The sequence below is a fragment of the Streptomyces sp. NPDC029169 genome (genome assembly GCF_055563935.1).
Genome location: NZ_JBVHXA010000013.1, coordinates 103,445 through 129,834, shown reverse-complemented (window position 1 = coordinate 129,834; position 26,390 = coordinate 103,445). Strand labels below are relative to the sequence as shown.

At 69.8% G+C, this 26,390-nt stretch carries 23 protein-coding genes and 1 pseudogene; 15 read left to right on the top strand and 9 right to left on the bottom strand.

Going from position 1 to position 26,390, the window contains the following annotated elements:
* Nucleotides 1-47: 47 nt before the first annotated feature.
* Nucleotides 48-962: an EamA family transporter gene (locus tag ACZ4VI_RS23660; RefSeq protein ID WP_468002106.1), complete on the bottom strand. Its 915-nt coding sequence runs from the start codon at nucleotides 960-962 to the stop codon at nucleotides 48-50.
* Between the two features lie 68 nt (nucleotides 963-1,030).
* Between ACZ4VI_RS23660 and ACZ4VI_RS23655 the strand changes: the two genes are divergently transcribed.
* The 3 genes and pseudogenes from ACZ4VI_RS23655 to ACZ4VI_RS23645 form a co-directional block, all read left to right on the top strand.
* On the top strand, nucleotides 1,031-1,900 hold the full coding sequence (locus tag ACZ4VI_RS23655; protein ID WP_468002104.1) for a LysR family transcriptional regulator: 870 nt from the start codon (nucleotides 1,031-1,033) through the stop codon (nucleotides 1,898-1,900).
* A gap of 298 nt (nucleotides 1,901-2,198) precedes the next feature.
* Nucleotides 2,199-4,076 (top strand): FxSxx-COOH system tetratricopeptide repeat protein, encoded by a 1,878-nt coding sequence (gene fxsT, locus ACZ4VI_RS23650; RefSeq protein WP_468002103.1) that lies wholly within the window; start codon nucleotides 2,199-2,201, stop codon nucleotides 4,074-4,076.
* Nucleotides 4,077-4,083: 7 nt separating this feature from the next.
* A pseudogene (locus tag ACZ4VI_RS23645) lies at nucleotides 4,084-4,328 on the top strand (transposase); the annotation flags it as partial.
* An 89-nt stretch (nucleotides 4,329-4,417) separates the two neighbouring features.
* Here the strand turns inward: ACZ4VI_RS23645 and ACZ4VI_RS23640 are convergent.
* Both ACZ4VI_RS23640 and ACZ4VI_RS23635 read right to left on the bottom strand, forming a co-directional pair.
* Complete coding sequence (locus ACZ4VI_RS23640; protein ID WP_468002101.1) at nucleotides 4,418-5,227, bottom strand: pectate lyase; 810 nt, start codon at nucleotides 5,225-5,227, stop codon at nucleotides 4,418-4,420.
* A gap of 250 nt (nucleotides 5,228-5,477) precedes the next feature.
* Nucleotides 5,478-5,807 (bottom strand): winged helix-turn-helix transcriptional regulator, encoded by a 330-nt coding sequence (locus tag ACZ4VI_RS23635; RefSeq protein WP_468002099.1) that lies wholly within the window; start codon nucleotides 5,805-5,807, stop codon nucleotides 5,478-5,480.
* Between the two features lie 66 nt (nucleotides 5,808-5,873).
* Here ACZ4VI_RS23635 and ACZ4VI_RS23630 point away from each other — a divergent pair, with 66 nt between their 5' ends.
* Entirely contained in the window at nucleotides 5,874-6,716 is an 843-nt protein-coding gene (locus tag ACZ4VI_RS23630; RefSeq protein WP_468002098.1) for an NmrA family NAD(P)-binding protein, read from the top strand.
* Nucleotides 6,717-6,946: 230 nt separating this feature from the next.
* The gene (locus ACZ4VI_RS23625) at nucleotides 6,947-7,375 is read left to right on the top strand and encodes an Imm21 family immunity protein (RefSeq protein WP_468002096.1); all 429 of its coding nucleotides are present in this window, start codon (nucleotides 6,947-6,949) and stop codon (nucleotides 7,373-7,375) included.
* 221 nt (nucleotides 7,376-7,596) lie between these two features.
* On the opposite strand, the gene ACZ4VI_RS23620 is transcribed toward ACZ4VI_RS23625, so the two are convergent.
* Nucleotides 7,597-8,334 carry a GbsR/MarR family transcriptional regulator gene (locus tag ACZ4VI_RS23620; protein WP_468002094.1) on the bottom strand — a complete coding sequence of 246 codons (738 nt, stop codon included), beginning with the start codon at nucleotides 8,332-8,334 and terminating at the stop codon, nucleotides 7,597-7,599.
* A 221-nt stretch (nucleotides 8,335-8,555) separates the two neighbouring features.
* Here ACZ4VI_RS23620 and ACZ4VI_RS23615 point away from each other — a divergent pair, with 221 nt between their 5' ends.
* From ACZ4VI_RS23615 to ACZ4VI_RS23605, 3 genes are read left to right on the top strand one after another with little or no spacing between them, the layout of a single operon-like run.
* Nucleotides 8,556-9,224: a DUF4097 family beta strand repeat-containing protein gene (locus ACZ4VI_RS23615; RefSeq protein WP_468002092.1), complete on the top strand. Its 669-nt coding sequence runs from the start codon at nucleotides 8,556-8,558 to the stop codon at nucleotides 9,222-9,224.
* 11 nt (nucleotides 9,225-9,235) lie between these two features.
* A complete protein-coding gene (locus tag ACZ4VI_RS23610; protein ID WP_468002090.1) occupies nucleotides 9,236-10,201 on the top strand; it encodes an ATP-binding cassette domain-containing protein in 966 nt (321 codons plus the stop codon).
* Complete coding sequence (locus ACZ4VI_RS23605) at nucleotides 10,198-10,986, top strand: ABC transporter permease (RefSeq protein ID WP_468002088.1); 789 nt, start codon at nucleotides 10,198-10,200, stop codon at nucleotides 10,984-10,986. The genes ACZ4VI_RS23610 and ACZ4VI_RS23605 overlap by 4 nt, the downstream gene beginning before the upstream one ends.
* Before the next feature lie 106 nt (nucleotides 10,987-11,092).
* Here ACZ4VI_RS23605 and ACZ4VI_RS23600 read toward each other — a convergent pair whose 3' ends face one another.
* Complete coding sequence (locus tag ACZ4VI_RS23600; RefSeq protein ID WP_468002086.1) at nucleotides 11,093-11,578, bottom strand: Pycsar system effector family protein; 486 nt, start codon at nucleotides 11,576-11,578, stop codon at nucleotides 11,093-11,095.
* Nucleotides 11,568-12,803: an adenylate/guanylate cyclase domain-containing protein gene (locus tag ACZ4VI_RS23595; protein WP_468002084.1), complete on the bottom strand. Its 1,236-nt coding sequence runs from the start codon at nucleotides 12,801-12,803 to the stop codon at nucleotides 11,568-11,570. The genes ACZ4VI_RS23600 and ACZ4VI_RS23595 overlap by 11 nt, the downstream gene beginning before the upstream one ends.
* Nucleotides 12,804-13,024: 221 nt before the next feature.
* Here ACZ4VI_RS23595 and ACZ4VI_RS23590 point away from each other — a divergent pair, with 221 nt between their 5' ends.
* Together ACZ4VI_RS23590 and ACZ4VI_RS23585 are read left to right on the top strand one after the other, a co-directional pair.
* A complete protein-coding gene (locus tag ACZ4VI_RS23590; RefSeq protein ID WP_468002082.1) occupies nucleotides 13,025-14,416 on the top strand; it encodes an ATP-binding protein in 1,392 nt (463 codons plus the stop codon).
* Between the two features lie 121 nt (nucleotides 14,417-14,537).
* The gene (locus tag ACZ4VI_RS23585; protein ID WP_468002080.1) at nucleotides 14,538-15,437 is read left to right on the top strand and encodes a hypothetical protein; all 900 of its coding nucleotides are present in this window, start codon (nucleotides 14,538-14,540) and stop codon (nucleotides 15,435-15,437) included.
* A 30-nt stretch (nucleotides 15,438-15,467) separates the two neighbouring features.
* Here ACZ4VI_RS23585 and ACZ4VI_RS23580 read toward each other — a convergent pair whose 3' ends face one another.
* Entirely contained in the window at nucleotides 15,468-16,445 is a 978-nt protein-coding gene (locus ACZ4VI_RS23580; RefSeq protein WP_468002079.1) for an NAD-dependent epimerase/dehydratase family protein, read from the bottom strand.
* Nucleotides 16,442-17,092 carry a ScbR family autoregulator-binding transcription factor gene (locus ACZ4VI_RS23575; protein WP_468002077.1) on the bottom strand — a complete coding sequence of 217 codons (651 nt, stop codon included), beginning with the start codon at nucleotides 17,090-17,092 and terminating at the stop codon, nucleotides 16,442-16,444. The genes ACZ4VI_RS23580 and ACZ4VI_RS23575 overlap by 4 nt, the downstream gene beginning before the upstream one ends.
* A gap of 123 nt (nucleotides 17,093-17,215) precedes the next feature.
* Here ACZ4VI_RS23575 and ACZ4VI_RS23570 point away from each other — a divergent pair, with 123 nt between their 5' ends.
* The gene (locus ACZ4VI_RS23570; protein WP_468002075.1) at nucleotides 17,216-18,160 is read left to right on the top strand and encodes a ScbA/BarX family gamma-butyrolactone biosynthesis protein; all 945 of its coding nucleotides are present in this window, start codon (nucleotides 17,216-17,218) and stop codon (nucleotides 18,158-18,160) included.
* Nucleotides 18,161-18,227: 67 nt separating this feature from the next.
* Here ACZ4VI_RS23570 and ACZ4VI_RS23565 read toward each other — a convergent pair whose 3' ends face one another.
* Nucleotides 18,228-19,160: a helix-turn-helix domain-containing protein gene (locus tag ACZ4VI_RS23565; protein ID WP_468002073.1), complete on the bottom strand. Its 933-nt coding sequence runs from the start codon at nucleotides 19,158-19,160 to the stop codon at nucleotides 18,228-18,230.
* A 104-nt stretch (nucleotides 19,161-19,264) separates the two neighbouring features.
* On the opposite strand from ACZ4VI_RS23565, the gene ACZ4VI_RS23560 reads away from it, so the two are divergent.
* The 4 genes from ACZ4VI_RS23560 to ACZ4VI_RS23545 all read left to right on the top strand — a co-directional run bounded on the left by ACZ4VI_RS23560 (nucleotide 19,265) and on the right by ACZ4VI_RS23545 (nucleotide 26,351).
* On the top strand, nucleotides 19,265-20,791 hold the full coding sequence (locus ACZ4VI_RS23560; RefSeq protein ID WP_468002071.1) for an MFS transporter: 1,527 nt from the start codon (nucleotides 19,265-19,267) through the stop codon (nucleotides 20,789-20,791).
* Between the two features lie 122 nt (nucleotides 20,792-20,913).
* Entirely contained in the window at nucleotides 20,914-24,396 is a 3,483-nt protein-coding gene (gene car / locus ACZ4VI_RS23555) for a carboxylic acid reductase (RefSeq protein WP_468002069.1), read from the top strand.
* Nucleotides 24,393-25,052, top strand: a complete 660-nt coding sequence (locus ACZ4VI_RS23550; protein WP_468002067.1) for a 4'-phosphopantetheinyl transferase family protein — start codon at nucleotides 24,393-24,395, stop codon at nucleotides 25,050-25,052. Before car ends, ACZ4VI_RS23550 begins: the two co-directional genes overlap by 4 nt.
* Nucleotides 25,053-25,178: 126 nt before the next feature.
* Entirely contained in the window at nucleotides 25,179-26,351 is a 1,173-nt protein-coding gene (locus tag ACZ4VI_RS23545; protein WP_468002065.1) for a 3-deoxy-7-phosphoheptulonate synthase, read from the top strand.
* Nucleotides 26,352-26,390 lie beyond the last annotated feature (39 nt).

Sequence of the window (26,390 nt, the reverse complement as noted above, 5' to 3'; positions counted from 1 at the left end):
TGGCGAGGGCGAAGGCACACACCAGGGGGCGGGCGTCCGGCGCGGGTTCAACGCAAGAGGTCGGTCTTCTTCTTCGAGTGGCCGGCGGCAGTGCCCACGGAGACAGCGTTGGCGGTGACAATCACGGTGATGGCCAGCCATGATGCCGCACCGAGGTGCTGGTCGAGGACGAGCATCCCGATCAGAGCGGCGAACACCGGGTTGACGCTCATGAAGATCCCGAAGAAGCGGGCGGGGACCCGGCGCAACGCGATCAGGTCGGCGAGAAACGGCACCGCCGAGGACAGCACACCGGCGGCCAGCGCGCACAGCAGGGCGCCGACGGTGGGCTGTTGGAGCCACAGGGCGGCGGCTCCGAGGGGCAGGTAGAGCAGGCCGGAGACCGCCGCGGCGGCGGCCGATCCCTGCAGCCCGGGCAGGCGCTCGCCTACGGTGCGGTTGAGCAGGATGTAACAGCCCCAGCAGACCGCGGCGATCAGGGCCAGGCCGATGCCGAGATAATCCGTACTGGGCCGGGGACGGGTGAGGACCACCACGCCCGCGGCGGCGACGAGAGCACAGGCCAGATCGATACGGCGGCGGGAGCTTGCCAGCGCCACAGCGAGCGGGCCGAGGAACTCCAGGGTGACCGCAAGGCCGAGCCCGATCCGGTCGATCGCCGCATACAGCGTGAGGTTCATGGTCGCGAACACCGCGGCAAGACCCAGGACCGGACGCCACTGCGCGGCGGTGAAGGAACGCAGGTGCGGCCGGCCGGCGCTCAGCAGCACCACGGCGGCCACCCACTGGCGCACCGCCACCACTCCCACCGGCCCGAGCACCGGGAAGGCGAGCGCGGCGATCGATGCTCCGACCTGGTTGGACAGGCCGCTGCCCATCATCAGCGCCACCCCGGACCACCGGGGCGACGGCGCCTGCACCGCGGCGGCCGACGTCGTCTCTGCGCGAGCTTCGAGTGTCATGGCACGACCATCCGTCGGACCGATGCATACGCAAAATGCATCCGAAGCCGCAGCTATACGCTGGACGCATGGATGGTCGTACGGAACTGGAGCTGCGACACCTGCGCTGCCTGGTCGAGATCGTCGACGCCGGCAGCTTCACCGACGCCGCGATCGAGCTGGGCGTCTCGCAGGCCGCGGTCTCCCGCACACTGCTCGCACTGGAGCGGATCCTCGGCGTGCGACTGCTGCACCGCACCAGCCGCACTGTCACCCCCACCACCGCAGGCGTGCAGGTTCTCGCCCGCGCCCGGAATCTCCTGGCCGACGCCGACGAACTGGTCCACCAGGCCACCACCGGCCACACCCGGCTGCACATCGGCCACGCCTGGTCCGCGATGGGCCGCCACACCGCCGAGTTCCAGCGCCGCTGGCACGACCGCTACCCCGACGTCGAACTCCACCTGATCCGCCACAACACCCCCACCGGCGGCCTCGCCGAGGGCCTGTGCGACCTGGCCGTCCTCCGCACGGCGGTGGACACCCGCCGCTACGCCCACGCCCTCGTCGGCCACGAACGCCGCTACGTCACCCTCGCCTCCGACGACCCATGGGCCAGGCGCCGCAGCATCCGCCTGGCGGAGATCCGCGAGCGCACCCTGGTGGTGGACCGCCGCACCGGCACCACCACCTTGGACCTGTGGCCCGAAGACGCCCGCCCCGCCGTGGAGTACACCCGCGACGTCGACGACTGGCTCGCCACCGTTGCCACCGGCCGCTCTGTCGGCGTCACCCCGCAGGCCACCGTCACCCAGTACCGCCGCGACGGCATCACCTATCGCCCCCTGCGCGACGCCGCCCCCGTCCCCGTCCACCTCATCTGGCGCCGACAGGACCCCCACCCCGCCACCCACGCCGCCGTCGCCCTGCTCACCGACCTCTACCGCGAAGACGCCTGAGATGCAGGCGAGTTGGAGCAGATCGAGGTGGAGATCGGCGCGTATCGCGTAGCGCATCCGCTGACGTTGGTCGATTCCCCTCGGGCTGTACGACTCCTGGGATAAGGTCACGCCGGCTGTTGATTGTCGCGGTCGCCGTCATACCGAAGAGGGAGTCATGTGGCGAACGCCGGCCAGCGCGGTGGCTGGTCTGCTCGTGCTGTTCGTCGGCAGTCTTGCCTTCAACGCGGCGTCTGGTCAGAGCCGTTGGCCGGGGCCGCTCGACTTTGTGCGTGTCCACCCGTGGGTGGTGCTCCTCATGCTGATACCACTGTCGCTTATCGGGCTGTGGCAGGCGCCGCGCCGCGACCGTGCGCAGGACCCGCTCGCGCCCGTGACGCACCGGCTGCCACCGCGCAACACCCACTTCACCGGCCGCGACGCCGCGCTGCGGGAGTTGCGGCAGCGCCTCGCCTCGGTGAACGACGTCGCGATGCTGGTCGTGCACGGGCTGGGTGGCGTCGGCAAGACCCAGCTCGCGGTCGAGTACGCCTACCGCAACCTGTCGAAGTACCGGTTCGTCGCGTTCGTGGACGCCGAGCACCCCGATCTGGTGGCGTCGCAGTTCGTATCGCTGGCCAGGGAGCTGGGGATGGCGGAGGTGAGCTTCGACCAGGTCATCCCACGGGTGTACGGCAAGTTGCTGGACCGCAGGCCCTGGCTGATCATCTTCGACAACGGGGAGAAGCCGGGCACACTCACGCACGCGCTGCCGTCGGGTGGCCTGGCGAGCAACGGCCATGTCATCGTCACGACGAGGGTGAGTGGCTGGTCGAGTAGAGCCGGCGTCATCGACCTGGATGTGTTCACCAGGCGAGAGTCAGTGGAGCTCCTGGTCCGGCGGGTGCCCGAGATGACCGCGGCCGTGGCGGACCGGATCGCCGAGCAACTGGGGGACCTGCCGCTGGCGTTGGAACAGGCGGCCGGGTACATGGGCTACAACCACACGGCGCCCGAGGAGTACCTGACTCTGCTGACGTCGCGGCTGGAGGACATGATCGCGCGGGGCGAGCTGACCGACCGGCCGGCGGTGGTGGTCGCGACCCTGTGGCAGCTCAGTGTGCGAAGGCTGGAGACGGACCAGCCCCAGGCGGTGCGGCTGCTGGAGCTGTGTGCCCTGCTGGCGCCGGAGCCGATCCCGCTGGACCTGTTCACCGGCAGCCCCGAGATGCTGAACGTAGCCGCAGCCGACCCGCTGGCGTGGGACACGACGGTCGGCGCCCTGGCGGGTATGGGTCTCGCGAGGCGCGGGGGCGCGTCCCTGGTGCTGCACCGGCTGGTTCAGGCCGCCATCCGGGCCGCGATGCCGGACGAGGCACACGCCGGCGCTCGGGTCCAGCTGTGTCGTGCGCTGCTCGCGGCCGTGCCGCACGACATCCACGGAGACCCGGATGCCGGGCAGCGGTGGCAGGAGCTGCTCCCGCACGTCATTGCAGTGACCAAGGACGATCCACCGGCCGAGTGCGCTGCGGAGACGGCAGTGCTGCTGAGGCTGGCGTCGGAGTTCCTCCTCCGGATCGGGGATCCCTCGATGGCGCTGCCCCTGTGTGAACGCGCCCTCGCGATCGACGAGTCGCTCGAGGGCCGGGATGCGGAGGTCGGCTTCGACCTGATCACCCTGGCGCAGATCCACAAGGACCTCGGCGCGCCGGAGAGGGCGCGCCCCCTGGCGGAACGCGCGCTGCGCTTCCACGAGTCCAGCCTGTCGGCGGACAGTCCCGCCATCGCGACGGACCTGGCCACGCTTGCGCGGATACTGTGCCTTCTCGGTGAGCACGGGGCGGCGCAGCCACTGGCCGAGCGGGCGCTGCGGATCGATGAGGCGGCGTACGGGCCGGACGATCCGTACGTGAGCTTCGACCTGATAGCACTGGCGAACGTCCACGTCGACCTCGGCGACAACGCCACGGCCGTGCCGCTGATCTCGCGGGCGCTGCGGATCCGCGAGGCCAGGTACGCGCCGGACCACCTGTACATCGGGTACGTCCTGCTGTTCAAGGCCCAAGTCCTGCACACGTTGAACGACCCGACCGCAGCGGACCTCGCGCGCCGGGGTGCACAGATCCTGCACACCCAACTAGGCAAGACCCACCCCAAGACCGAGGAGGCATTCGCTCTGGTCAACCGTCTACGTTGACGCCGCCGTCTTGGAGGGACGTTCCCGCGGCCTGCTGGACATGGACGACGCTGCGATCGACGCCTCGCACGTCAGGGCCCTCGAAGAGGGGCTCACACCGGGCCTTCGCCGGTCGACCGGGCCCGCACGGGCAGCAAGCACCATGTGATCACCGTCCGGCACGGAACCCCGCTCGCTGTCTCCCTGACCAGCGGAAACCGCCACGACGTCACGCGGCTCCTACCGCTTCTGGACGCGGTTCCCCCGATCCGGGCCCCAGTGGTGGGCCGGGGTGACGGCGACGGTGTGTGGGCGCGGCCCGCAGCGCGGGATCCCGCCGTGGCGCGGGCTCGGGCGCGGCGTCAGTCGTAGCTGAGGTCCGAGGCCGTGTACCTGCAGTGCGTGCCGTCGGGGCCGGTGCCGAGCTCGACGGGCTCCTTGCCGGTGTTGTTGCCCTGGAAACGCGTGCACGGCTTGATCTTGCGGCTGCTGTCGCCGTGGATGCGGATGTTGCGCAGGGCCGCGGTGTCGCCGTAGTTGGCGTTGATGCCGACGATCGACTTGCCGGGCGCGGTCACGTCCACGTCGTTGATGATGACGGTCCGCTTGTACTGCTTGGAACAGTTGCCGCAGGTGCGCACCAGCTTGCCGAACTCGGACACCTGGAATTTTGTGACGACCAGCTTGCCGGCCCCGTTGAACTGGAAGACCTTGTCGGACGCCTTGCGGGCGCCGCCGCCGTAGACCGTGTACACGGCGTTCGGGGAGGTGCCCTTGAAGGTGGCGGCGTCCTCGCCGACGTCCTCCCACCAGACGTTCTGGATCGTGCAACTGCCCATGCAGTGGATGCCGTCGGCGGCCGGGGAGCCGAGGACGACGTTCTTGAGTACGGCACCGTCCTTCAGCTTGAAGAGCGGGGCCTGGCCCTCGTTCTGGCCGTCGCCGCCGAGGGCGCCACTGCCGTAGAAGCGCTGGAGCTTGCCGTCGTAGGTGCCCGAGACCTCGATCGTGGCGGTGACCGGCTTGTCGTCGCCTTTCGCCTTCGGCCAGGCGCCGGCCGCGCTCGCGGGGCTGAGCAGCGTGGTGGTCAGCATCGCAGCGCCCAGCCCCAGCGTGGCGGCGAGTGCGGAAAGGACGACGGTGCGCTTCGGTCGTCTCTTGTGTCTGCTCATGTCGAGTTGCTTTCGATGTGGGGGCGATCAGGTTCTGGTCTTGCGTCTCCTGGTCGCCGCCGCCCGGCGGAAGGTTGCCGCCGTCACCGGAATTCCTTCACGCCCGCATCGGGCCCTCAGGAGGAGCTGAAGCCGCCCTGCACCTGGGCCTGTTCACCCACCGGGCGCCGGGCGCCGACCCGCGGGGCGGCGCGTGCCGCCCTGCCCCTCCGCGATCCCCCGCTCTACGCGGGCCGGGATGGCGGCGCGGTCAGGCTGTGGCGGCCCCGGGATGTACCGCCATGGCCCAGTTCCCCATGGCCTCCAGGACGTCGCTCAGCCCTTCGCCGAGAGGGGTGAGCGCGTACTCGACGCGCGGCGGGATCTCCGCGTAGGTCGTGCGGGTGACGATGCCGTGCCGCTCGAACTGGCGCAGCCGGCTGGTCAGGGTGTGCGGGCTGATGCCGGGCAGGGCGTCACGCAGCTCGGTGAAGCGATGAGGGCCCTGCAGCAGTTCGCGCACGATCAGAGTGGCCCACGGGCCGTTGAGCAGCGTGAGGAACCGGGCGACACCGCACTCGGGCAGACAAGGGTCGGTCACAATTTTTGACCGTACCCCATTAGTGCAGTTGATGTAACTGGTGCATCGCATGCACTAATGGCGCCCATGACCTACGTGATTCACGGCGCCACCGGCGCCCAAGGTGCTCCCGTCGTCGCCGCTCTCGCCGCCGCGGGCAAGTCCGTGACCGCTCTGACCCGCAACCCGGACGCCGTCGTGGACGGCGCGCGCGTGGTGGCCGCCGGATACGACTCTGCCGCGGAACTGACCGAGGCATACCGCGGCGCCGAGGGCGTGTTCATCCACCTGCCGGTTACCTCGGAACAGGACCGCCAGACCTACGCGCGCACCATCGTCGCCGCCGTCCGCGAGGCCCGCCCGGCCCGCGTGGTGCTCTCCAGCAGCGGCGCCCCGACCGACCCCGACACCGGCGGCGCGGCCGCCATGCTGGTCAGCCGCCTGGCGGACAGCGGCGTGTCGCATGCGGTGATCGCGCCCACGCTGTACCTGGAGAACCTGCTCATGCCGTACGTCCTCGACACCGTCCGCGAACGGGGCGTGCTGCCCTACCCGATCCGCGCCGACTTCCCCGTCTCCTGGGCATCCCACCTCGACATCGCCGACGTCGCTCTCGCCCTGTTCGACCGCCACGACGTCACCGGCGTGGTCTCCGTCGGCCAGTACCCGGCGATCACCGGACCGGACCTGGCCGAGACGTTCGGCGCCCACTTCGGCAAGAACGTGACCTTCGAGCCCATCAGCCCCGAGCAGATGCGCACCTCCATAGCGCCCGTGATCGGCGAGGGACCCGCCGCCGACGTCGCCGGCCTCTACCAGGCCATGAGCACACTTTCCGGCCGCTCGATCGCACCGGAGAACTCCGCGCAGAAGCTGCTCGGCGTCACCCCCCGGACTACGGGCCAGTGGCTGGCCGACATCGGCCTCTGACCGCAATCACTGCCGGCTTCGGCCGAGTTCGGCAGACAGGACTTGGCAGGCCACCGTACTCCGTGGGCGGCCCGCCAAGTCCTCGAGAACCGCCGACCGCCCTGGCCGACTTGCTGAACCGTCGCGGCGACCCCCGGACAACGGCCGGACAGCGAGCGGGGATCGACTGGGCGAGACTCTTCGTCCGAGGCGGACGCGGCGCTTCGGGTGCGGGTGCGATGATCCGCCGCATGGCCACATGGATCGACTGCACCGACTTCGCCCGCTACGCGCTCATTCCGGAGGAAGTCCTTCCGACCTGGGACGGGACGGAGGCGGACGAAGCGATCGTCGAGTACGTATCGGCCGTGCGGCCGGCGGGCCACGACATCCTGACGCTCGGCGGCGAGCCGATGCCCGTCACGTGGCTCGCCGAACACCTCACGTTCGCACGCTGGTACTCCGCCGATGACGACACGGGCCTGCTGTCCGCGGTCCACGGCGCCATGGCTTCCGACGGCTGGGAGGACGCCCTGTCCCTCACGCTCGGCGGCCGGTACGTCCTGACCGACGCCGCCTACGACGCCGACAGAATCCTCGACTCCCTGCGCACCCCACAGCAGCCGGCGGAGGCACTTCACCTCGAACTTCCGCCCCGCCGCTACGCGTCCAGTCGCTGACCATCGGCCCCGACCCGGAGACACAGTTCATGCTGGAGCGGCTTCTGCCGGAATGAGCGGACCACCCGGTGCCGGCCCCCGTGATGGGATGGCGCCACCACCCGTCTTCGTCCGCGACAGCACCTCACCCCCGGCCGCATCCTGACCACCGCCCCGTCGACGGCGTCATCGGCGGCGAGGGCGGGAGGCGGCGAACCGCCCACAGGAGCTGCCGGGTGGCCTCAGGCCTCCGTGTCGCCCTGGGGCGTTTCGGGTTTCGTGTAGAGGATGTCGCGGGCCTGTTGCGCCGCGCGGACCGTGCTCTCGGAGACGAAGTCGAGGAAGCGGGCGATGTTCTCGAAGCGGACGCCGGCCGGGGTGTCGGGGCCGAGGATGGCGACGCCCTGCCGTGCGGTCTCGACGGTCTGGGTGAGGGCCCGGGCGCTGGCCATCATCGACTGGTACCAGACGTCGTCGTCGACGACGTAGCGCTCGCGGCGGCGTTCGTCGCGTTCCCGGCGGACGAGGCCCTGGCTTTCGAGGAAGGCGACCGCTTTGGAGATGGACGCCGGGCTGACCTGAAGGCGCTGGACGAGTTCGGACGCGGTGAGGCTGCCCGCGTCGCTCATGCAGAGGGAGGCCAGCACCCGGGCCATCATCTTGGGCGTGCCCGATTGCATGAGGACGGTGGTGAACACCTCCTCGTACTCGCGCACGGCCTCGGCGTCGCGTCCGTAAGCCTGCGGGGGCGCCTCCGGCCCCCGGGGCGCGGCGTGCGTGCGGCGGTGGGCGCGGCGTTCGGTGGCGCGGTGGGCCAGGTCGGCGCGGTAGCTGGTGGGGCCACCGTTGCGCATGACCTCGCGCGTGACGGTCGAGGTCGGGCGGTCGAGGCGCCTGGCGATCTCCGCGTAGGCGAGGCCGTCGGCCAGTCCCAGCGCGATCTGCTGGCGTTCCTGCTGGGTGAGCCTGCCTCCCGGCATCGCGGTCTCCTTCGTCGTTCCTGGTCTCGCCACTATAGCGTTCACCTTCAGTTCATTGCAACGAGCCAGCCGCTGACGTTGCGTTAGCTCTCATATTCATTGCAATGAAATCATCGCCCTCACCTGTGATTACTGTGATTTTGCGCAACGAACGTGTTGCTCGATCCTCGAACGCAACGTAGCTTTCTTCCATCGGAAACAACGGATCGAAGGAGAGCACGATGCAGAAGTTCGACACCCCCACCCCCGTCACCACCGTCCTCGACATCCCCGCCGGGCTCATCCGGTTCATCGCCGCCGACCGGGCCGACACCACCGTCGAGGTCCTGCCCGCGAACCCCTCCAAGAGCCGCGACGTGAAGGCCGCCGAGGAGATTGAGGTCGCCTACGGCGACGGCGTCCTGCGGATCGCGGCCCCGGCGGCGAAGAACCGGATCCTGGGTCACTCCGGATCCGTCGAGGTGACCGTCCAGCTGCCCGCCGGCTCCCGGATCGAGGCCAAGGCCGCCAGCGCCGAACTCCGGGGCGTGGGACGGCTCGGCGACCTCGTCTTCGAGGGCCAGCAGGCCACGGTCAAGATCGACGAGGCCGCGGCCGCCCGACTCAGCGTCATGGCCGGCGATGTCACGGTCGGCCGCCTCACCGGGCCCGCCGAGATCAGCACCCAGAAGGGCGACCTCACCCTCACCGAGGCCACACGCGGCACCGTCACCCTGCGCACCGAACACGGCGACATCACCGTAGGCGCCGCCCACGGCGTCTCCTCCTCCCTGGACGCCGGCACCACCTACGGCCGCATCCACAACTCCCTCAAGAACACCGACGGCACCCCCGCCCTCACCATCCACGCCACCACCGCCTACGGCGACATCACCGCCCGCAGCCTCTGAGGAGCAACGTCATGACCAACCTGGCCATCACCGCCACCGGACTGCGCAAGTCGTACGGGGAGAAGCTGGTTCTCGACGGCATCGACCTGGCCGTCCCGGAAGGGACGATCTTCTCCCTGCTCGGGCCGAACGGCGCCGGCAAGACCACCGCCGTCAAGATCCTCTCCACCCTGATCAGCGCCGATGACGGTGTCATCCGCGTCGGCGGCCACGAACTCGCCACCGACGCGCAGGCCGTGCGTGCCGCGATCGGTGTCACCGGACAGTTCTCCGCTGTCGACGGGTTGATCACCGGTGAGGAGAACATGCTCCTCATGGCCGACCTGCACCACCTGTCCAAGCGTGAGGGGCGGCGGGTCGCCGCCGAGCTGCTTGAGCGGTTCGACCTGACCGAGGCCGCATCGAGGCCCGCGTCGACCTACTCCGGTGGCATGAAGCGCCGGCTCGACATCGCGATGACCCTGGTCGGCAGCCCGCGGATCATCTTCCTCGACGAGCCGACCACCGGTCTGGACCCGCGCTCCCGGCACAACATGTGGCAGATCATCCGCGAGCTCGTCACGGGCGGCGTCACCGTCTTCCTCACCACCCAGTACCTGGAGGAGGCCGACGAGCTCGCCGACCGCATCGCGGTCCTGAACGACGGCAGGATCGCCGCCGAAGGCACCGCCGAGGAGCTGAAGCGGCTCATCCCCGGCGGACACGTACGGCTCCGCTTCACCGACCCCGCCGCGTACCAGTCCGCCGCCGCCGCACTGAGCGAGGCCTCCCGGGACGACGAAGCCCTCGCCCTGCAACTCCCCAGCGACGGCAGTCAGCGCGAGCTGCGTTCCATCCTCGACTGGCTGGACTCGGCCGGCATCGAGGCGGACGAGCTGACCGTGCACACCCCCGACCTCGACGACGTCTTCTTCGCCCTGACCGGCGGCACCGACATCCCCAACCAGCCCAACCAGCCCAAGGAGACCGTCCGATGAGCTCCCTCTCCCTCGCCGTCCGCGACTCCTCCACCATGCTCCGGCGGAACCTCCTGCACGCCCGGCGCTACCCCTCCCTCACCCTGAACCTGCTGCTGACGCCGATCATGCTGCTCCTGCTCTTCGTCTACATCTTCGGCGAGACCATGAGCGCGGGACTCGGCGGCGGCGCCGACCGCTCCACGTACATCGCCTACCTCGTCCCGGGCCTGCTGCTGATGACCATCGGCAGCACCACGATCGGCACCGCGGTCTCCGTCTCCACCGACATGTCCGAGGGCATCATCGCCCGCTTCCGCACCATGGCCATCCACCGCGGGTCCGTACTCATCGGGCACGTCATCGGCAGCGTGCTCCAGTCCGTCGTCAGCGTGGTCCTCGTCGGCGCAGTCGGCGTGGCCATCGGCTTCCGCTCCACCGACGCCACCACCCTGGAATGGCTCGCGGCCTTCGGACTGCTCGTACTCTTCGCCACGGCACTCACCTGGATCGCCGTCGGCATGGGCCTGATCAGCCCGAACGCCGAAGCCGCCAGCAACAACGCACTGCCCCTGATCTTCCTGCCGCTCATCTCCAGCGCCTTCGTCCCGGTGAACGCGATGCCGGGATGGTTCCAGCCCATCGCCGAGTACCAGCCCTTCACCCCCGCCATCGAGACCCTGCGCGGTCTGCTCCTCGGCACCGAGATCGGCCACAACGGCTGGCTCGCCGTCGCCTGGTGCCTCGGCCTCGCGGTACTCGGCTACTTCTGGTCGACCTCGAAGTTCAACGCCGACCCGAAGTAACCGCCATGACAACGCGGGCCCGCCTCCCGCAACGCGTCCCAGCCGAGGGCGGCGTACACCGACATCGCGTCGGAGTACGCCGCCCTTCCGTTGTCCACCACTCACCTCAGCGCAGGGCGTCCAACAGCAGGGCCGCCGCGAGCAAGGGCAGGGCGGCCCCCAGGAGGTTGACCGACCGGGCGATGAGCCGGTACTTCCGGCCGGCCAACACCGACAGTTCGATGAGCTGTTCACAGCCGTCGTGGCCCTGGGCGACGGCCGTGAAGTAGGTTCGCAGGTCTTCCGGCCGGCCCGCGTACCGCGCGTAGAAGGCGAAGTAGTCGTTGCCCTGAGGGCTGTTCGCCCCGTCCGGCCGGACGCATACCAGCAGGTGGAAGAGGCTGCCCGCCAGGCACGCGAGTCCGCCCCACGCCAGCCATTCGACGCCGTTCCACAGGGCGAACAACCCCGAAGGCCGGGCGGCGAAGGCCGCGACGACCCCCGCCGAGATGGCGGAGACCAGCGCGAGCAGCATCGCCGCCTTCTGGTCGGCCCGGGTCAGTTCGGCCCGGACGCCCACGAGCGCGGCCCGGGCCCGAGGGTTATACGGCACCGTCGACGCTCCCGTTCTCCGCCGTTCCGGCGCCGGCGCCCTCGACGAGGCGACCCGAGATGCCCTTGTAGTTCCGTACGGCCTCGATCGTGACCGGGCCCCCCGGGCGGAACTCCGTGGCCCGCGCGCCCAGGTGGACGTACAGGGTCTGCCGGTTGCCCATCTGGTCGAGGACGTCGACGAAGCCGAACCCCCTGTGGTCCAGGACCCGCTGGAAAGTGCCCCGCACCACGTGGCCCTCCTGGACGGCGCACCCGGCGACCGGGCAGGATCCGGCCGCCGTGAACGGGGGGCGAGGCACGAACCGTACGTTGTGACCGTCGGCGAGGTCCTCCCCGTTCACGACGAACCGGCGGTCGACGTAGTAGTCGCCGTCGCTGACGGTCGTGATGAACCCCTGGCCGCGGACGGGGTCCCACCGCTTGACCACGCCCTCGCGCAGCTCCTCGGACGCCGGCGCCGACGCCCGAGCGGCGCCGTCGACCGGACCCCCGTGGGCACCGTGCCCCTGGACACCGTGCCCCTGGGCGGCGCGCACAGGCCGGGCGGCGTGCGTGCCGGGGCGCTCGCTGATCTGGTCAACGGTCTCGTTGCGCGCTCCGAACGGCTTGGTGTGCCAGATCACCTCGCGGTACCGGACGGGCTTGGGGAAGCCCTTGAGCTCCACCCGGTACTCGTCGGAGAGGTAGTCGTCCGAGGAGAAGCCGTGCACCCGGCCGACCTCGCTGGAGACGCGGGTCATGATCGCCGCGGCGACGGTTGCGCTGTCGACCCAGATGGCCTGCGGGTTGCCCGAGGCGCACAGCCGGGCCGCGAGGTCGACCACGGACCCGACGTAGTCGAGGCCACCGGCGGGCGCCTGGTACTCCACGACCCGGCCCGTGGCGATGCCGACGCCGGCCAGGCAGTCGGTGACGATCTGCTGGTTGTTCTCCGCACGGAGCATCTCCTGGATCCTGATGGCCGTACAGATCGCCTCGGCGGCGTTGTCGCCGTCGAACACGGCGAGGATGCCGTCGCCGAGGTACTTGACGACCGTTCCACCGTTCTCGGTGGTCGCGGTCGTCGCGATGTCGAGGAACTTCCCGATGGTCGGCAGCCAGCCGACCTCCCCGGTCCTGCTCTTCATCTCCGTGGAGCCCGCGAGGTCCGCGAAGAGAACGACCTTCGTGGGCCGGTCCGTGCTGCGCAGGGCTTCCTGGAGGGTGATGCGGTCGGACGTCATGACGTCTCCTTGTTGATCGCAACTGTTTCCCGGCGGATTAATGACGTGCTCGACTCGGGCCGTGTCGCCGGGCTCTGCCACGTCCGGGCCGTGCCATCAGTCTGGGAAAAGCCCTGATCAGAAGTCAGGGGATGCATTGCCCGGCCCGTTACGAAGATTTGCCGTCCGCAGTGCGAACGTTTGCCTCCCGGGCCGCGGGCGGACTCGACACAATCGTGCGCATGGCTGCTCAGGACGCGGCGCTGCCGCTGCGTGACCGGTTGTCCGCCCGGTTCGACAAAGGCGTACGCGTACCAGGTCACCGCCCCGATCTGCGCACGACGGGCCATCAGGTGATGGCCCGTCGTGCTCTGCACGGCTTCTACCGGTGGACGGCGCTGTGCCGCCTGGTCACGGTCGTCCTGTGGACGGGCAGCGGCCTCGCGGTCGTGCGGGGAGGCGGCACCGTGGGAGCCGTTCCGGTGCTGGTCGCCGGAGCGGTGGCCGCGGCCGGTGCGGTCGCCGCGTGGGGGCATCATCACGACGGCGTGCTGGAGTGGATGGGTGAGCGCCGCACGCTGCGCGGGATCGCCGCGTATCTGGGGCGCACCGCGCGCGAGCGCCGGGTGGCGGTGGACGTACCCGGGCTCACCGAGGGCGCCGGTGTGGTCGCGATGGCGGTGATCACTGCGTGGTCGGCGACGCCGTCCGGTCAGCCACCCCTCGCGTGGTCCGCCGCCTTTACGCTGCTCCTGCTGTACCTGCCGTTCGCGCAGTACGTCATCGATCCGGCGTGGTACGCCCCGGAGCTGGCCCGTAGCGTTCCGCACGCCTGGTTCCGTCTGCTGCTGCCGGCGGCGCTGGCCGCCGCGGGGTATGCGGTGTACCGGCTGGCCGCGCCCGAGGGGGCGGCCGGGCCGGACGGGGCACTCGTGCTGTCCGGGCTCGTGCTGCGCGTGTACGTGGACGTCGCCCTGGTCGACTCGCTGCTCACGGCGCTCGGCCCGGCGCTGCGCGACGAGCGGAAGGACCTCGCGGATGTGGTGTCCAGCGCGGTGCACAGCAAGGTCAAGAACGAGTTCCGGGTGCTGGGGGCGCTGCTGGACCTGGACGAGCAGTCGGACGAGGTGCAGGCTCGGTGGCACAGCCTGATCCATCAGGTGGAGTCCCTGCGGTGCGATCCCTTCCGCGAGGGGGACCGTACGGGCCTCGACGAGATCGTCGCCGACGTCCTGTCCACCTGCCGGGCGCTCTCCACGGATCCGGAGACCCTGGTGGTGACGGCGGAGCACTCGGGGACGGGTGAGCCTCCGCTGCGGGCGACCGACCTGGATCTCCTGGAGAGCGTGCTCAGCGATCTGTGCGTGAACGCGGTCCGTGAGGCGAACAGGCTGCGCGCGCCGGAGTTCGACATCCGGATCTCGCTCGCCGTGACCCCGGAGGCGGGGCGGCGTCGGGTGTCCGTGATGGTCACGGACGACGGACGCGGGTTCGACGGGCCGTCCTCGATGAACCGGCGCGGCTCGTCCCTCGCCGTACTGGACCGCAGGCTGCACAAGAGGGGCGGACGGATCGAGGTGGCCGCGGCACCAGGGGGTGGCGCCATCGTGCGTGGCACCTGGATCGCTCTGTGACGTAGCGTCAACATGACTGCATGCAGGCCGGATTCCGCCTGTACATCGACTGTACGGATGTGATGTCCCCGCCCCGCCCTGAAAGACTCGTGCCTCGCAACGTGTCACAGGGAGGTGGCCCTTGTCCGACCGGCTCAACGACGCCGTCTTCAGACCCCTCGTTCCGGAAGCCGCGGTGCCCGTCCAGGGAACGTCACCGGACGACGAAGCCGGGACGGTCGCGCCCCGCACACTGCTCATCGTGGACGATGTCCCCTCACTGGACTATCTGATCGACGGCATGCTCCGCACCCACCGCGACGTGCGTGAGGGCCACCTGCTCTTCGACACCGCGCAGGTCACGAGCCCCGACGACATCCCGATCGCCGTCGAGCAGGCACGGGCCGACGGCAGGTCCTACGACGCGGCTCTCGTCGATCTCGACTTCGGCGCCCGGCGGGCCGGCGGAGAGCGGGGGCACGGGCTCACCGCGCTGCGGCTGCTGGCCGAGACGACGCCCGGCACCCGCACGGCGCTGTACACGGCGGACGTCGAAGGCAATCGCGAACTGATGCTGCGCGCTGCGTTCGAGCTGTGCCCTCACCAGCCGGTCACCTGGATCAGCAAGTCACTGTCGGCACGGGATCAGGCCGAGGCGATCTGTGCGCTCCTCGACGGCCGCGATCCGCCTCTCGGGCACCTGCGCCCGTACTGGAACCGCCCCGAGCACCTGAAGCTCCGCACGGTCTGCAACACCCGTACGCAGCTGAGGATGTGGCAGGCGCTGGCGCTGGGCTACGACCACCGGGGGCCCATCGCGTCCCACGCCGGGGTGAGCGAGAGCACCCTGGACAAGTTCGTCGCGTCCGTACGGGAGTTCATCGTGGACTGCATGCCGCCCCCTGACGGTCCCGGTATCGGCACCCAGGCCGAGGTCCGGACCGCGCGAAAGTCCGCCAATCTTGCCCTGGCCGTCCGATTCGCCTACGTCAACCGGTCGTTCTTCACCGATCCCGAGCTGGAACGGCTCGTCGGCCGCTGACCCTTGGCCCTGGCGCCGTCAGCCAGGGCACTACCGGCCGGCCAGGTGCGAGCGGTACCAGGGGGCCGCCGCGGCGAGGCGGGAGAGGGGGCCTGGGCCCGGGGGGCAGGGGGTGGACGCCCAGATCTCGTCGCTCGCGTACCAGTGGTCCTGGGCGAGCAGCGAGAACTGACGCTCGCTCATCCGGCCGGGCGTGCTCCGCAGCCGTTCGAGGCAGGCCTCCCAGGGCCAGTCCTCCTCCGCGGCGGGCAGCACGTCCAGGGCCGCCAGCTCCGCCATCAGGTCCCCGTTGCCGACGGGCCGGGGATGGCTCGCGTGGTACACGCCGGGCGCCGGTGCGTCGGGCGCGGTGGCCAGGGCGGTGATCAGCCGGGCCAGGTCGTCCACGTCCACCAGGGACAGCAGGCCGCGGCCGCCGTCCCACCGGGCCGGGACCCGGTCGAGCAGCTCCGCGAGCGCGGGCACCACCCAGCGGTCGCCTGCGCCCAGGACGAGTCCGGGGCGCAGGACGATCCCGCCCGCGGCCAGGACCGGTGTCTCGCCGGCCAGCCGGGTGCGGCTGGCGGGTGACACCGGCGCGGGAGCGATCTCGTCGACCGCAATCCCGTTGTGCGGGCCCGGTCCGTAGACCGCGGCGGTGGACAGGTGGACGATACGGTCCACTCCCCAGTGGGCGGCCTCGTCGACCAGGGCCGTCGTGCCCTCGACGTTGACCGCCGCGCACTGGGCCTCGTCGCCGGAGATACGGGAGGCGAGGTGGATCAGGACGTCCGCCCCGCCCGCCGCCTTCCGCAGCGACTCCCGGTCCGTCAGGTCCACGGACGTCCACGTCACACCCGGCGGGGCCGAGGCGGGCGCGGTGACGGAGCGGCCGAGCGCCCGTACCGCGATCTCCCGGCCGGTCTCGCGGGCGGATGCCGCCAGTTCGTGCAGGACTCGTGAGCCGACGAAGCCCGTGGCCCCGGTCAGTACGATCCTCAGCCCACTCCGGTTCAGGCTCAGGCTCACGCGACGCCCACCGCGTCACCCGCCGTGGCGGCCACCTCGTCCGTCTCGGGAAGCCGCAGGCCCGCGACGATGTCCGCCGGGGCCAGGGCCGGCAGGAGGCAGCGCCACATGTCGGTGATCCGCCGGGGCAGGTCGGCACGGCCCGTGGACAGCTGGGACATCACCTGCGTGCCCGTGTACGCGGCGACCAGGAGCTGGGCGAAGGCGGCCTCGTCCACGCCGTCGAGCAGCTGCCCCTTCTGCCGCGCCACGACCAGCTCCTCGTGGAAACGGGCAGCCCACCACTCGTATATCGAGTACTCCTGCGGGCCCACCACCCCCTGCTCGACGGCGAGCCGGACACCGGCCCGCAGCAGGGTGTTGCGCTGCATCTCCACCGCGAGATACCCCGTCATGTCGAGGAGTTGCTGGAGGCCGCCCTCCCCCTCGGGGAACCGCAGATCGGCGGCCTGTTCCAGGATGACCGCGCGGGCCAGCCCCTCCTTGGACCGGAAGTGGAAGTACACGGCGCCCGCCGTGACGCCCGCCCGGTCAAGGATCTTCGTGATGCTCGCGCCGAGGTACCCGGCTTCGTCGAACACTTCGGCCGCGGCGCGGAGTACCAACTCCCGTGTGCGGATAGCCCGTTCCTGCCTGTGTTCCGCCACTTGCGCGTTACCTCATATGGATCGACAAAGAAAAAGAGTGACCACTATCTTATGTGAGCGGACAGTCGACACACCAGTGCTCCGACCCCGCGAATGTCTTGAAACAGTCAGGGGAGAACTGTTGTGCTTCCGATAGAACTCGCGCAGGACCGGCCGGCCACCGGTTTCGTGCCCGTGCCCATGTCGTACACCCACAAGACGAATCCGGCCGAAGTGCTCCTCGTGAGCTGGTGCCGGACCGGGGCCGACACCTTCACCGTCACCGCGCGTTGGCCGCGTGAGCACGCCTTCTATCTGGCCCGGTTCGGACGGCACGACCCCCTCTTACTGACGGAGACGGTGCGTCAGACCCTGCCGCTGCTGTCCCATGGAGCGTACGAGGTTCCGTTCGGACACCAGCTGCTCTGGAAGGACTTCGGCTGGGACATCGACCCGGACGCGCTGCGGGACGAGGGCGGCGACGCCGATGTCGAGCTGCGCCTTACCTGCTCGGACGTGAAGTACCGGAAGGGACGGGCGACGGCCGTCACCCTGTACGTCGAGGCCCTGCGCTCGGGCCGCCGACTCGCCACCGCGCGAACGCGGTTCACGGTCCAGGACCGGGCGGTCTACGAGCGGCTGCGTGGGCCGTACGCCGACATCGAGAGCGTGAACGCCCGGGTCCTGCCGCTGCCGCCGCCCGCGCCCACGCAGCAGACGGGCCGGGACCGCTTCGAGGACGTCGTGCTCTCGTGCACCGACCACCCCCGCCGCTGGCAGCTGCGGACGGACACGTCCCACCCCGTCCTCTTCGACCACCCCGTCGACCACGCCCCGGGCATGCTGCTCCTCGAGGCCGCGCGCCAGGCCGCGCAGGCCGCGGCCCACCCGCGGCAGACGTTGGTCGTCGGCATGCAGTGCGACTTCAGCCGGTACGCCGAACTCGACGCGCCCTGCTGGTTCACGGCCAAGGTCCTGCCCGGCGATCTGGACGGGCGGCCCCGCATGCTGGTCACGGCCGAGCAGAACGACGAGGAGATCTTCACGTCGGTCGTCACGCTGTACGAGGTGCCGGCCGCCGGCCGCTGAGTCCTCACATCGTTCCGTAAGCCCGGACGGCCGGATGCCGTCCGGGCCGTCCGGGCTTTTACGTCAGTTACGTCGGCGTGGGTGCGTCGGCCTCCGTGTCGTGGTGGTCTACGAGCGGCTGCGCGGAACCGTCGGAGGCTCCGTCAGCCGCGGGATCCGCGACCTGGCCCGCCAGCAGGCGCAACGCGTCGGCCGAGGCGCTGTCGTTGGGCGTGTAGACCTCGAGTCTGTGGTCGGGGCTGTCGGGCTGAAGCCAGACCTGGTACTCGGTGTTCAGCCCGCCGACGGTCGGGTGCTGCAGGATCATGGTGCCCGTGGTGCAGTCCGCGACGTCGCGCGCCGCCCACAGCTCGGCGAAGTCCGCGCTGTGCATGGCGAGTTCCCCGATGAGAGCCGCCAGACGGGCGTCGGTGGGATACCGGCCCGCGGTCAGCCGCAGGTAGCCCACGTGCGTGCGGGCGAGTTCGGCCCAGTTCCGGTAGAGGTCGCGGGTGAGCGGGTCGAGGAAGAACATGCGGGGGATGGACGGCCGTCGCGCGACATGGCGGGGCGCGTCGAAGTCGACGTGCTCCGCGACGAGGGCGTGTCCGGTGCGGTTCCAGGCCAGTACGTCGCCGCGGCGGCCCAGTACCACGGCCGGTGTGCTCTCGCCCAGGGAGTCCATCAGCGACAGCACGCGGGGGTGCGGCTTCTCCGGGCGGGGCCGTACGAGGAGTGGCGTGGCGGGCTGGTGGGCGAGGTTGTGCAGGTGGGCCGTCTCCGCCGGGTCGAGCTGGAGGACCCGGGCGAGCGCGTTGAGGACCTGCTGGGAGGCGGTGCCGGCCTGGTCCTGTTCCAGCCTGATGTAGTAGCCCGCGCTGACGCCCGCGAGCTGGGCGAGCTCCTCGCGGCGCAGGCCCGGTACGCGGCGTGCGGTGCCGTACGTGCGCAGTCCGACTTCGGCCGGCGTGATCCGGTCACGGCGGGTCTTGAGATACGTCCCCAGGCTCTCCAGCTCCATGATTCGCCAGCCTATGCGGCGCGAGCGCGGTGTGGGTGCCCCTGCCAGGTGTACCCATGACGCGGGTCTCGTTGCCGTACGGGCTCCACGGCAGGCTCGGGCACATGAATGAACAAAGCGCTTCTCATCGGCCCGGAACGCGGGCGTGGCTCGGCCTGCTGGTGATTCTCGGCCCGGTCCTGCTGGTGGCGATGGACAGCTCGGTCCTCTTCCTGGCGATGACCAAGGTGACCGAGGCACTCTCGCCGACCGCCGATCAGTCCCTGTGGATCCTGGACATCTACGGGTTCGCGGTCGGGTCCCTGCTCATCTCGTTCGGCAGCATCGGGGACCGCTACGGCCGGCTGAAGCTGCTGATGATCGGCGCGGCGGTGTTCGGCATCGGATCGGCGGGAGCCGCCTTCGCACCGAGCCCCGAACTGCTGATCGCGTTCCGGGCGCTCATGGGTGTGGCCGGTGCCACGCTGCTGCCGTCCGCCCTCGCGGTGCTGAGCGAACTGTTCACGGACCCGGTCCAGCGGTCGAAGGCCATCGGGATCTTCGCGGCGACCTTCGCCGCCGGGTTCGCGATCGGGCCGGTCGTCGGCGGTCAGCTGCTGAGCACCTTCTGGTGGGGATCGGTCTTCCTGATCAACATCCCTGTCGTCGTGCTGTTCCTCGTGCTCGCCCCGGTGCTGCTGCGTGAGGTGCGCGCCACCCGGAGCGGTCACGTCGACGTGCTGAGCGTCCTGCTCTCCGCCGCGGGCATGCTGCTGACCGTGTACGCCGTCAAGCACTCGGCCGCCGAGGGCCTGACGGCCGGCGCGTCCGTCGCGGGCGTCGCCGGCCTGGTGATCCTGGGGTGGTTCGCCCGGCGGCAAACCCGCCTGGAGCACCCGCTGATCGACTTCCGGCTGTTCCGCGACCGGGTGTTCAGTATCGCGGTCATCACCGGGCTTCTTCCCCTGATGGCGTGGTCGGCGGCCGCGTACCTGGGTGGCATCTACCTCCAGTCGGTCCTCGGCCTGTCGGTCCTGCACGCGGCGCTCCTCGCGCTTCCCGGTGCTGCGGTCCTCACCGTCACCTGCATCGTCACTCCGTCGTTCGTCGAACGGATCGGCAAGCGGGCGGCGCTGATCACCTGTCACTTCTGCGTCGCCGTCGGCATGCTGCTGCTCGTGCCCGCGGGCGTGTCCGGCGGCACGGGCTGGTACGTCGCGTCGACGGTCATCGCGGGCCTCGGCTACGGCATCTCGTTCAGCGTGGTGGCCGACACCGCGGTCGCCGCCGTTCCCCCGGAGCGTGCCGGGTCGGCGGCCGCGATCGCCGAGACCAGCAACGAGATCGGCAACGCTCTGGGCATCGCGCTCCTCGGCTCGCTCGCCGCCCTGCTCTTCCGGGTCCAGGGGCCGGACGTCGCCGACACCCTCAGCGAGACGCTTCAGGTCCCCGGCCTCGCGTCCGCTGTGATCAGCGACGCGAAGAGCGCCTTCGTCAGCGGCTTCCACATCGCCGCCATCGCCGCCGGCCTCCTGCACGTCGTACTCGGCCTCCTGGCCCTGCGCTGGATTCCGAAGACCCTCGCCGGCGCCGACGATGCCGGCACGGGGGACCTGGCCCAGGACAAGGACGAAAAGGCCGCTGTTCGTTGACGCGGAGCGGTCTCCACCCGGTCCGGCGGCGTACCGTCATGAATCTGACGGATTCACGCCGCCGGACTTCATGAACTCCGATCAGCCGTGGTTGGCTCGGTTCTCGAAATGGGCCGTATCCGATGTGTTGTACGGGCCCTCTTTTCAGTGATCGATTCGAACCAGTCAGCAACGCGAAGCGGAGACCCGTAATGCGGCTTGCGCAGATGATTGCCCATGTGATGGAGCGCTACGCGGACCGGCCCGCCGTGGCTGAACGTGCCAAGGAGTTCCTGAGGGATCCCGAAACCGGTCGGGTGTCGATCGGCCTGCTGCCTCGCTATGAGACGACCAGCTTCGATGAACTGTGGAAGCGCGTCCGTGCGATTGCCGGAGAGTGGCACCACCATCCGGCTCATCCTCTGGCGGCGGGCGATAGCGTCGCCCTTCTCGGTTTCGCGAGCCGGGACTATTCGGCACTCGACATGGCCTGCAATCACCTGGGCGCGGTGAGCGTCCCCCTGCAGACGAGTTCGCCCTTGTCCCAGCTGGAGGCGATCGTCGAGGAGACCGAGCCGCGCATCGTCGCCACCAGCGTGGAACGCCTGCACGTGGCCGTCGAGCTGGCGCTGCACAGCAGCTCTGTCCGCCGCCTCGTCGTTTTCGACTACCACGAGAATGTCAGCGATCAGTTCGACACGTTCAGCCAGGCCGGTGAGCGCTTGAAGCAGGCCGGGTCCGAGGTGATACCGGAGCCGCTGTCGGAGATAATCGCCCGCGGGTCCGAAGGGCCGGGCGCTCCGCTCTTCACGCCCGCTGACGGCGATGACCCGCTGGCCATGCTCATTTACACATCGGGAAGCACCGGGACGCCCAAGGGCGCCATGTATACCGATCGTCTGGCCGGTGCGATGTGGGGCGGCGCCTGGTCGAAGCTCTTCTCGGAAGAGCAGGCGATCAACTTCAGCTACATGCCGATGAGTCATGTCGCCGGACATTCCTCGCTGAAGAACACCCTGGCGCGTGGTGGAATCACCTACTTCACGGCGAGCAGCGATCTCTCCACGTTCTTCGAGGACATATCCCTGGCGCGCCCCACGGAACTGTCCTTGGTACCCCGCGTCTGCGAACTGCTGTTCCAGAAGTACCAGAGCGAGGTCGACCGGCGCGTGATATCCGGTGCCGACAGGGAGACCGCCGAGTCGGACGTCAGGACCGATCTGCGGGAGAACCTTCTCGGCGGACGCGTCGCGTGGGCCAGCAGCGGCTCCGCGCCCCTGTCCGCCGAACTGAAGGCGTTCACCGAGTCCCTCCTGGGACTCGACCTGCACATCATCTACGGCTCCACCGAGGCCGCCGCCGTCTCCGTCGACGGCGAGCTGCTGCGCCCGCCGGTGACCGACTACAAGCTCGTGGACGTGCCCGAGCTCGGCTACTACCGGACCGACTCTCCGCACCCCCGCGGTGAGCTGCTCCTGAAGTCCGAAGCCGTCGTCCCGGGGTACTACAAGCAGCCGGAGCTGACCGCGGAACTCTTCGACGACGAGGGCTTCTACCGGACCGGCGACATCGTCGCCGAGGTCGGCCCGGACCGGCACATCATCCTGGACCGCCGCAAGAGCGTCCTGAAGCTGTCCCAGGGCGAGTTCGTCGCCACGGCGCGTCTGGAGGCCGTCTTCGCGGCCAGCCCGCTGGTCAGGCAGATCTTCGTCTACGGCAACAGCGAACGCTCCTACCTTCTCGCCGTGGTCGTTCCGACGCCGGACGCCCTCGACGAGTTCGGCGGCGGCGACGCGCTCAAGCAGCCTCTCGGCGAGTCGCTCCAGCAGATCGCCAAGGAGGCCGGGCTCAACTCGTACGAGATCCCCCGGGACTTCCTCATCGAGACCGAGCCGTTCAGCCAGGAGAACGGCCTGCTGTCGGACCATCGGAAACTGCTGAGGCCGCAGCTCCTCGACCGGTACCGCGAGCGCCTCGAAGGCCTCTACGCCGAGATCGCGGAGCAGGAGATCAACGAACTGGCCGAGGTCCGGCGCGCCGGTGCCGACCGGCCGGTACTGGAGACGGTGCAGCGCGCCATCCGGGCGCTGCTCGCCACGTCCGCCGTCGACGTGAGCCCGACCGCCCGCTTCAAGGACCTCGGCGGGGATTCGCTCTCCGCTGTGGCGTTCTCCAACCTGCTCCACGACACGTTCGGGGTCCGGGTTCCCGTCGATGTGGTCATCAGCCCGGCGTACGACCTGAAGGAGCTGGCCGGCTACATCGAGGCGAAGCGCGCGACGGACCAGATGCGGCCCACCTTCGCGTCGGTCCATGGGCAGGACGTGACCGAGGTGCATGCGAGCGACCTGACCCTGGACAAGTTCATCGATGCCCGGACGCTCGCCGACGCCCGCTCCCTTCCCCGACCGGCCGGAGCGCCCCGCGTCGTGCTGCTGACCGGAGCCAGCGGCTATCTGGGGCGCTTCCTGTGCCTGGAGTGGCTGGAGAGGCTCGCACAGACGGACGGCAAGCTCATCTGCCTCGTACGCGGGCGGGATGCGGAGGCCGCACGCGAGCGTCTCGTCGACGCGTTCAGCAGCGGGGACACCGACCTCGTGGCGAAGTTCCACGACCTGGCGTCCCGGCATCTGGAAGTCCTGCCCGGCGACATGGCCGAACCTCAGCTGGGTCTGGACGAGGAGACCTGGAGCAGGCTGGCGGACGAGGTGGAGCTGATCGTCCATGCCGGCGCGCTCGTGAACCACGTCCTGTCCTACAACCACCTCTTCGAGGCCAATGTGCTCGGCACGGCCGAGCTCATCCGGCTGGCGATCACCGGCCGGATCAAACCGTTCACCTACATATCCAGCGTGGCCGTCGCCAACTCCCTTCCAGGTCAGGCCGCCCTGGACGAGGATGCCGACGTACGCGACGCCCTTCCGGTCCAGCCGATCGACGAGGGCTACGCGGGCGGCTACGCCACGAGCAAGTGGGCCGGAGAGGTGCTGCTGCGCGAGGCGCACGACCTCTGCGGACTTCCCGTCACCACGTTCCGGTCGAACATGATTCTGGCGCACAGCCGTTATCGCGGGCAGCTCAATGTCCCGGACATGTTCACCCGCCTCGTCTTCAGTCTCCTCGCCACCGGCATCGCCCCGTATTCCTTCTACGGCACGGACGCCGAAGGGAAGCGTCAGCGTGCTCATTACGACGGCCTGCCGGTGGACTTCACCGCCGACGCGGTCGTGACACTGGGAAGCCAGGGCGTGGACGGATACCGGACGCTCAGCCTGGTGAACCCTCATGACGACGGATTCTCGCTCGATGTCTTCGTGGACTGGCTCATCGACGCCGGCCACCGGATCGAGCGCGTGGACGACTATGCCGACTGGGTGGCCCGGTTCGAGACCGCCATGCGCGCTCTGCCCGAAAAGCAGCGCCAGTCCTCGGCGCTTCCTCTGCTGCATGGATTCAAGGTTCCTGAGAATGCCGTCTGCGGTTCACTGGTCCCCTCGGCCAGGTTCCGTGCGGCTGTCCAGTCCGCGCAGCTCGGGGACACCGGCGATATCCCCCACCTTTCGGCCGACTTCATCAGGAAGTACGCGACCGATCTCCAGCAATTGCTGGACTTCCAGACCGGATGATCGAGCGGATACTTCCGGACGCGGTCGTCGCGGCCGAAAGCACGCGTGACGTGCCCGGCACGGGCCTCTTCCCGCAAGAGGCCCGGCTGGTGCGGCACGCGGTATCGGCCCGTAAGCGGGAGTTCAGTACGGGACGCTGGTGTGCCCGGCGGGCGCTCGCCGCCCTCGGGCACACCCCGACGCCGATTCCCGCCGACCCGCACGGCGCACCCGTGTGGCCCGACGGTGTGGTCGGGAGCATCACGCACTGCGCCGGCTACCGGGCGGCGGCCCTTGCCCGGGCGTCCGAGGTCACCCTGCTGGGCATCGACGCCGAACCCGACGTCTCCCTCCCGCAAGGGGTGCTGGAGGAGATCGCGCTGCCCGGCGAGCGGCGGCATATCCGCGAGCTGTGGGACCACGAATCCCGGGTGAACTGGGACCGCCTGCTGTTCAGCGCAAAGGAATCGGTCCACAAAAGCTGGTACCCGTACACCGGCGGGCGATTGCAATTCGTGGATTCCCACATCACGTTCGACGCCGACCGCGGGACGTTCACCGCGCGCGTGCAGTCTTCTGCCGGTCTGCCTGCGGGAATACCGGTCGAATATCTCGAAGGGCGTTGGCTGGCCGAACGCGGTGTTCTACTGACCGCTATTGCCCGCGGCTGCACTTGACGGATTCCCCGGAGCGGCGTTGCTGCTCCGGAGATTCCTCATCGATAGTCATTTCGAGTTCTCTTCGCTCATCACCACGTCTGCCACCAGCCGGACAGATATTCCGGCACGCCGCTGAGGGAATCGATGATCGACATTCAGTCCTATCTCCGCTCCATACCTGCGCTGCAGCAGCCCGACTGGGAAGCGCACCCCTCCCTGGAGGGCGTCCGCCAGGATCTCGGCCGCATGCCGGCCCTGGTCGACGCCGAGGCCGTGCGCCGCCTGAGGTCCTTGCTGATGGAGGCCGCCGCCGGACATCTCCAGGTCATCCAGACCGGCGACTGCGCCGAGGACCCGGCCGAGGCCACGCCCGGCGACGTCACCCGTAAGGCCGCCCTGCTCGACGTCCTCGCCGGAACGATGAAGCTCGCCTCGGGGAAGCCGGTCGTCAGAGTGGGCCGGATAGCCGGACAGTACGGAAAGCCCCGCTCGTCCCCCACGGAGACGGTCAACGGAACCGAACTGCCCGTCTACCGCGGCCACATGGTCAACCGGCCCGAACCGGACCCCGTTCTGCGGGCCCCGGATCCCCGTCACCTGCTGACCTGCTACCGGGCCGCCAGCGACACCATGCACTACCTGGGCTGGCGCGGCACCGCGAGCCGTACGGAGCTCGACGTGCCGGTGTGGACCAGTCACGAGGCCCTGCTCCTCGACTACGAACTGCCGCTGCTCCGCCGCGAGCCGGACGGCTCGCTCCTGCTCACGTCCACGCACTGGCCCTGGGTGGGCGAGCGCACCCGACAGCTCGACGGCGCCCACATCGGGCTGCTGGCCGCGGTGTCCAATCCCGTCGCGGTCAAGGTCGGCCCGGCCATGACCACGGACGAACTGCTCGCCCTCTGCGAGCGCCTGGACGCCCAGCGGCGTCCGGGGCGCCTCACCCTGATCGCCCGGATGGGCGCCGACAACGCGGCGGAGAAGCTTCCTTCGCTGGTCGAGGCGGTCGCGCAGGCGGGCCACCCGGTGCTGTGGCTGTCGGATCCGATGCACGGCAACACCGTCAGCAGCCCAGAAGGGCTCAAGACCCGCCTCGTGCCCACCGTCCGCCGCGAGGTCGAGAACTTCCAGGCGGCGGTGCGCGCCCATGGCGGCGTCGCGGCCGGCCTGCACCTGGAGACCACTCCGGACCAGGTCACCGAGTGCGCCACGGACGCGACCGGACTCGACCGGCTCGGCGACAAGTACCTCAGCTTCTGCGACCCCCGTCTCAACCCGCAGCAGGCCGTCGAGGTCGTGTCCGCGTGGCAGGGCTGAGCGCGCGGCAGCCACCCGAGCATCCCCGACGGAGCGGTG

Excerpts from the sequence above, each read along its gene's own strand:
- ACZ4VI_RS23615 (WP_468002092.1), top strand. The coding sequence starts at position 8,556 with ATGCAGAAGTTCGACACCCCCACCCCCGTCACCACCGTCCTCGACATC.
- ACZ4VI_RS23640 (WP_468002101.1), bottom strand. The coding sequence starts at position 5,227 with ATGAGCAGACACAAGAGACGACCGAAGCGCACCGTCGTCCTTTCCGCA.
- ACZ4VI_RS23565 (WP_468002073.1), bottom strand. The coding sequence starts at position 19,160 with ATGGAGCTGGAGAGCCTGGGGACGTATCTCAAGACCCGCCGTGACCGG.
- ACZ4VI_RS23595 (WP_468002084.1), bottom strand. The coding sequence starts at position 12,803 with ATGACGTCCGACCGCATCACCCTCCAGGAAGCCCTGCGCAGCACGGAC.
- ACZ4VI_RS23655 (WP_468002104.1), top strand. The coding sequence starts at position 1,031 with ATGGATGGTCGTACGGAACTGGAGCTGCGACACCTGCGCTGCCTGGTC.
- ACZ4VI_RS23605 (WP_468002088.1), top strand. The coding sequence starts at position 10,198 with ATGAGCTCCCTCTCCCTCGCCGTCCGCGACTCCTCCACCATGCTCCGG.
- ACZ4VI_RS23610 (WP_468002090.1), top strand. The coding sequence starts at position 9,236 with ATGACCAACCTGGCCATCACCGCCACCGGACTGCGCAAGTCGTACGGG.
- ACZ4VI_RS23590 (WP_468002082.1), top strand. The coding sequence starts at position 13,025 with ATGGCTGCTCAGGACGCGGCGCTGCCGCTGCGTGACCGGTTGTCCGCC.
- ACZ4VI_RS23630 (WP_468002098.1), top strand. The coding sequence starts at position 5,874 with ATGACCTACGTGATTCACGGCGCCACCGGCGCCCAAGGTGCTCCCGTC.
- ACZ4VI_RS23620 (WP_468002094.1), bottom strand. The coding sequence starts at position 8,334 with ATGCCGGGAGGCAGGCTCACCCAGCAGGAACGCCAGCAGATCGCGCTG.
- ACZ4VI_RS23625 (WP_468002096.1), top strand. The coding sequence starts at position 6,947 with ATGGCCACATGGATCGACTGCACCGACTTCGCCCGCTACGCGCTCATT.
- ACZ4VI_RS23550 (WP_468002067.1), top strand. The coding sequence starts at position 24,393 with ATGATCGAGCGGATACTTCCGGACGCGGTCGTCGCGGCCGAAAGCACG.
- ACZ4VI_RS23660 (WP_468002106.1), bottom strand. The coding sequence starts at position 962 with ATGACACTCGAAGCTCGCGCAGAGACGACGTCGGCCGCCGCGGTGCAG.
- car (WP_468002069.1), top strand. The coding sequence starts at position 20,914 with ATGTGTTGTACGGGCCCTCTTTTCAGTGATCGATTCGAACCAGTCAGC.
- ACZ4VI_RS23560 (WP_468002071.1), top strand. The coding sequence starts at position 19,265 with ATGAATGAACAAAGCGCTTCTCATCGGCCCGGAACGCGGGCGTGGCTC.
- ACZ4VI_RS23545 (WP_468002065.1), top strand. The coding sequence starts at position 25,179 with ATGATCGACATTCAGTCCTATCTCCGCTCCATACCTGCGCTGCAGCAG.
- fxsT (WP_468002103.1), top strand. The coding sequence starts at position 2,199 with ATGCTGATACCACTGTCGCTTATCGGGCTGTGGCAGGCGCCGCGCCGC.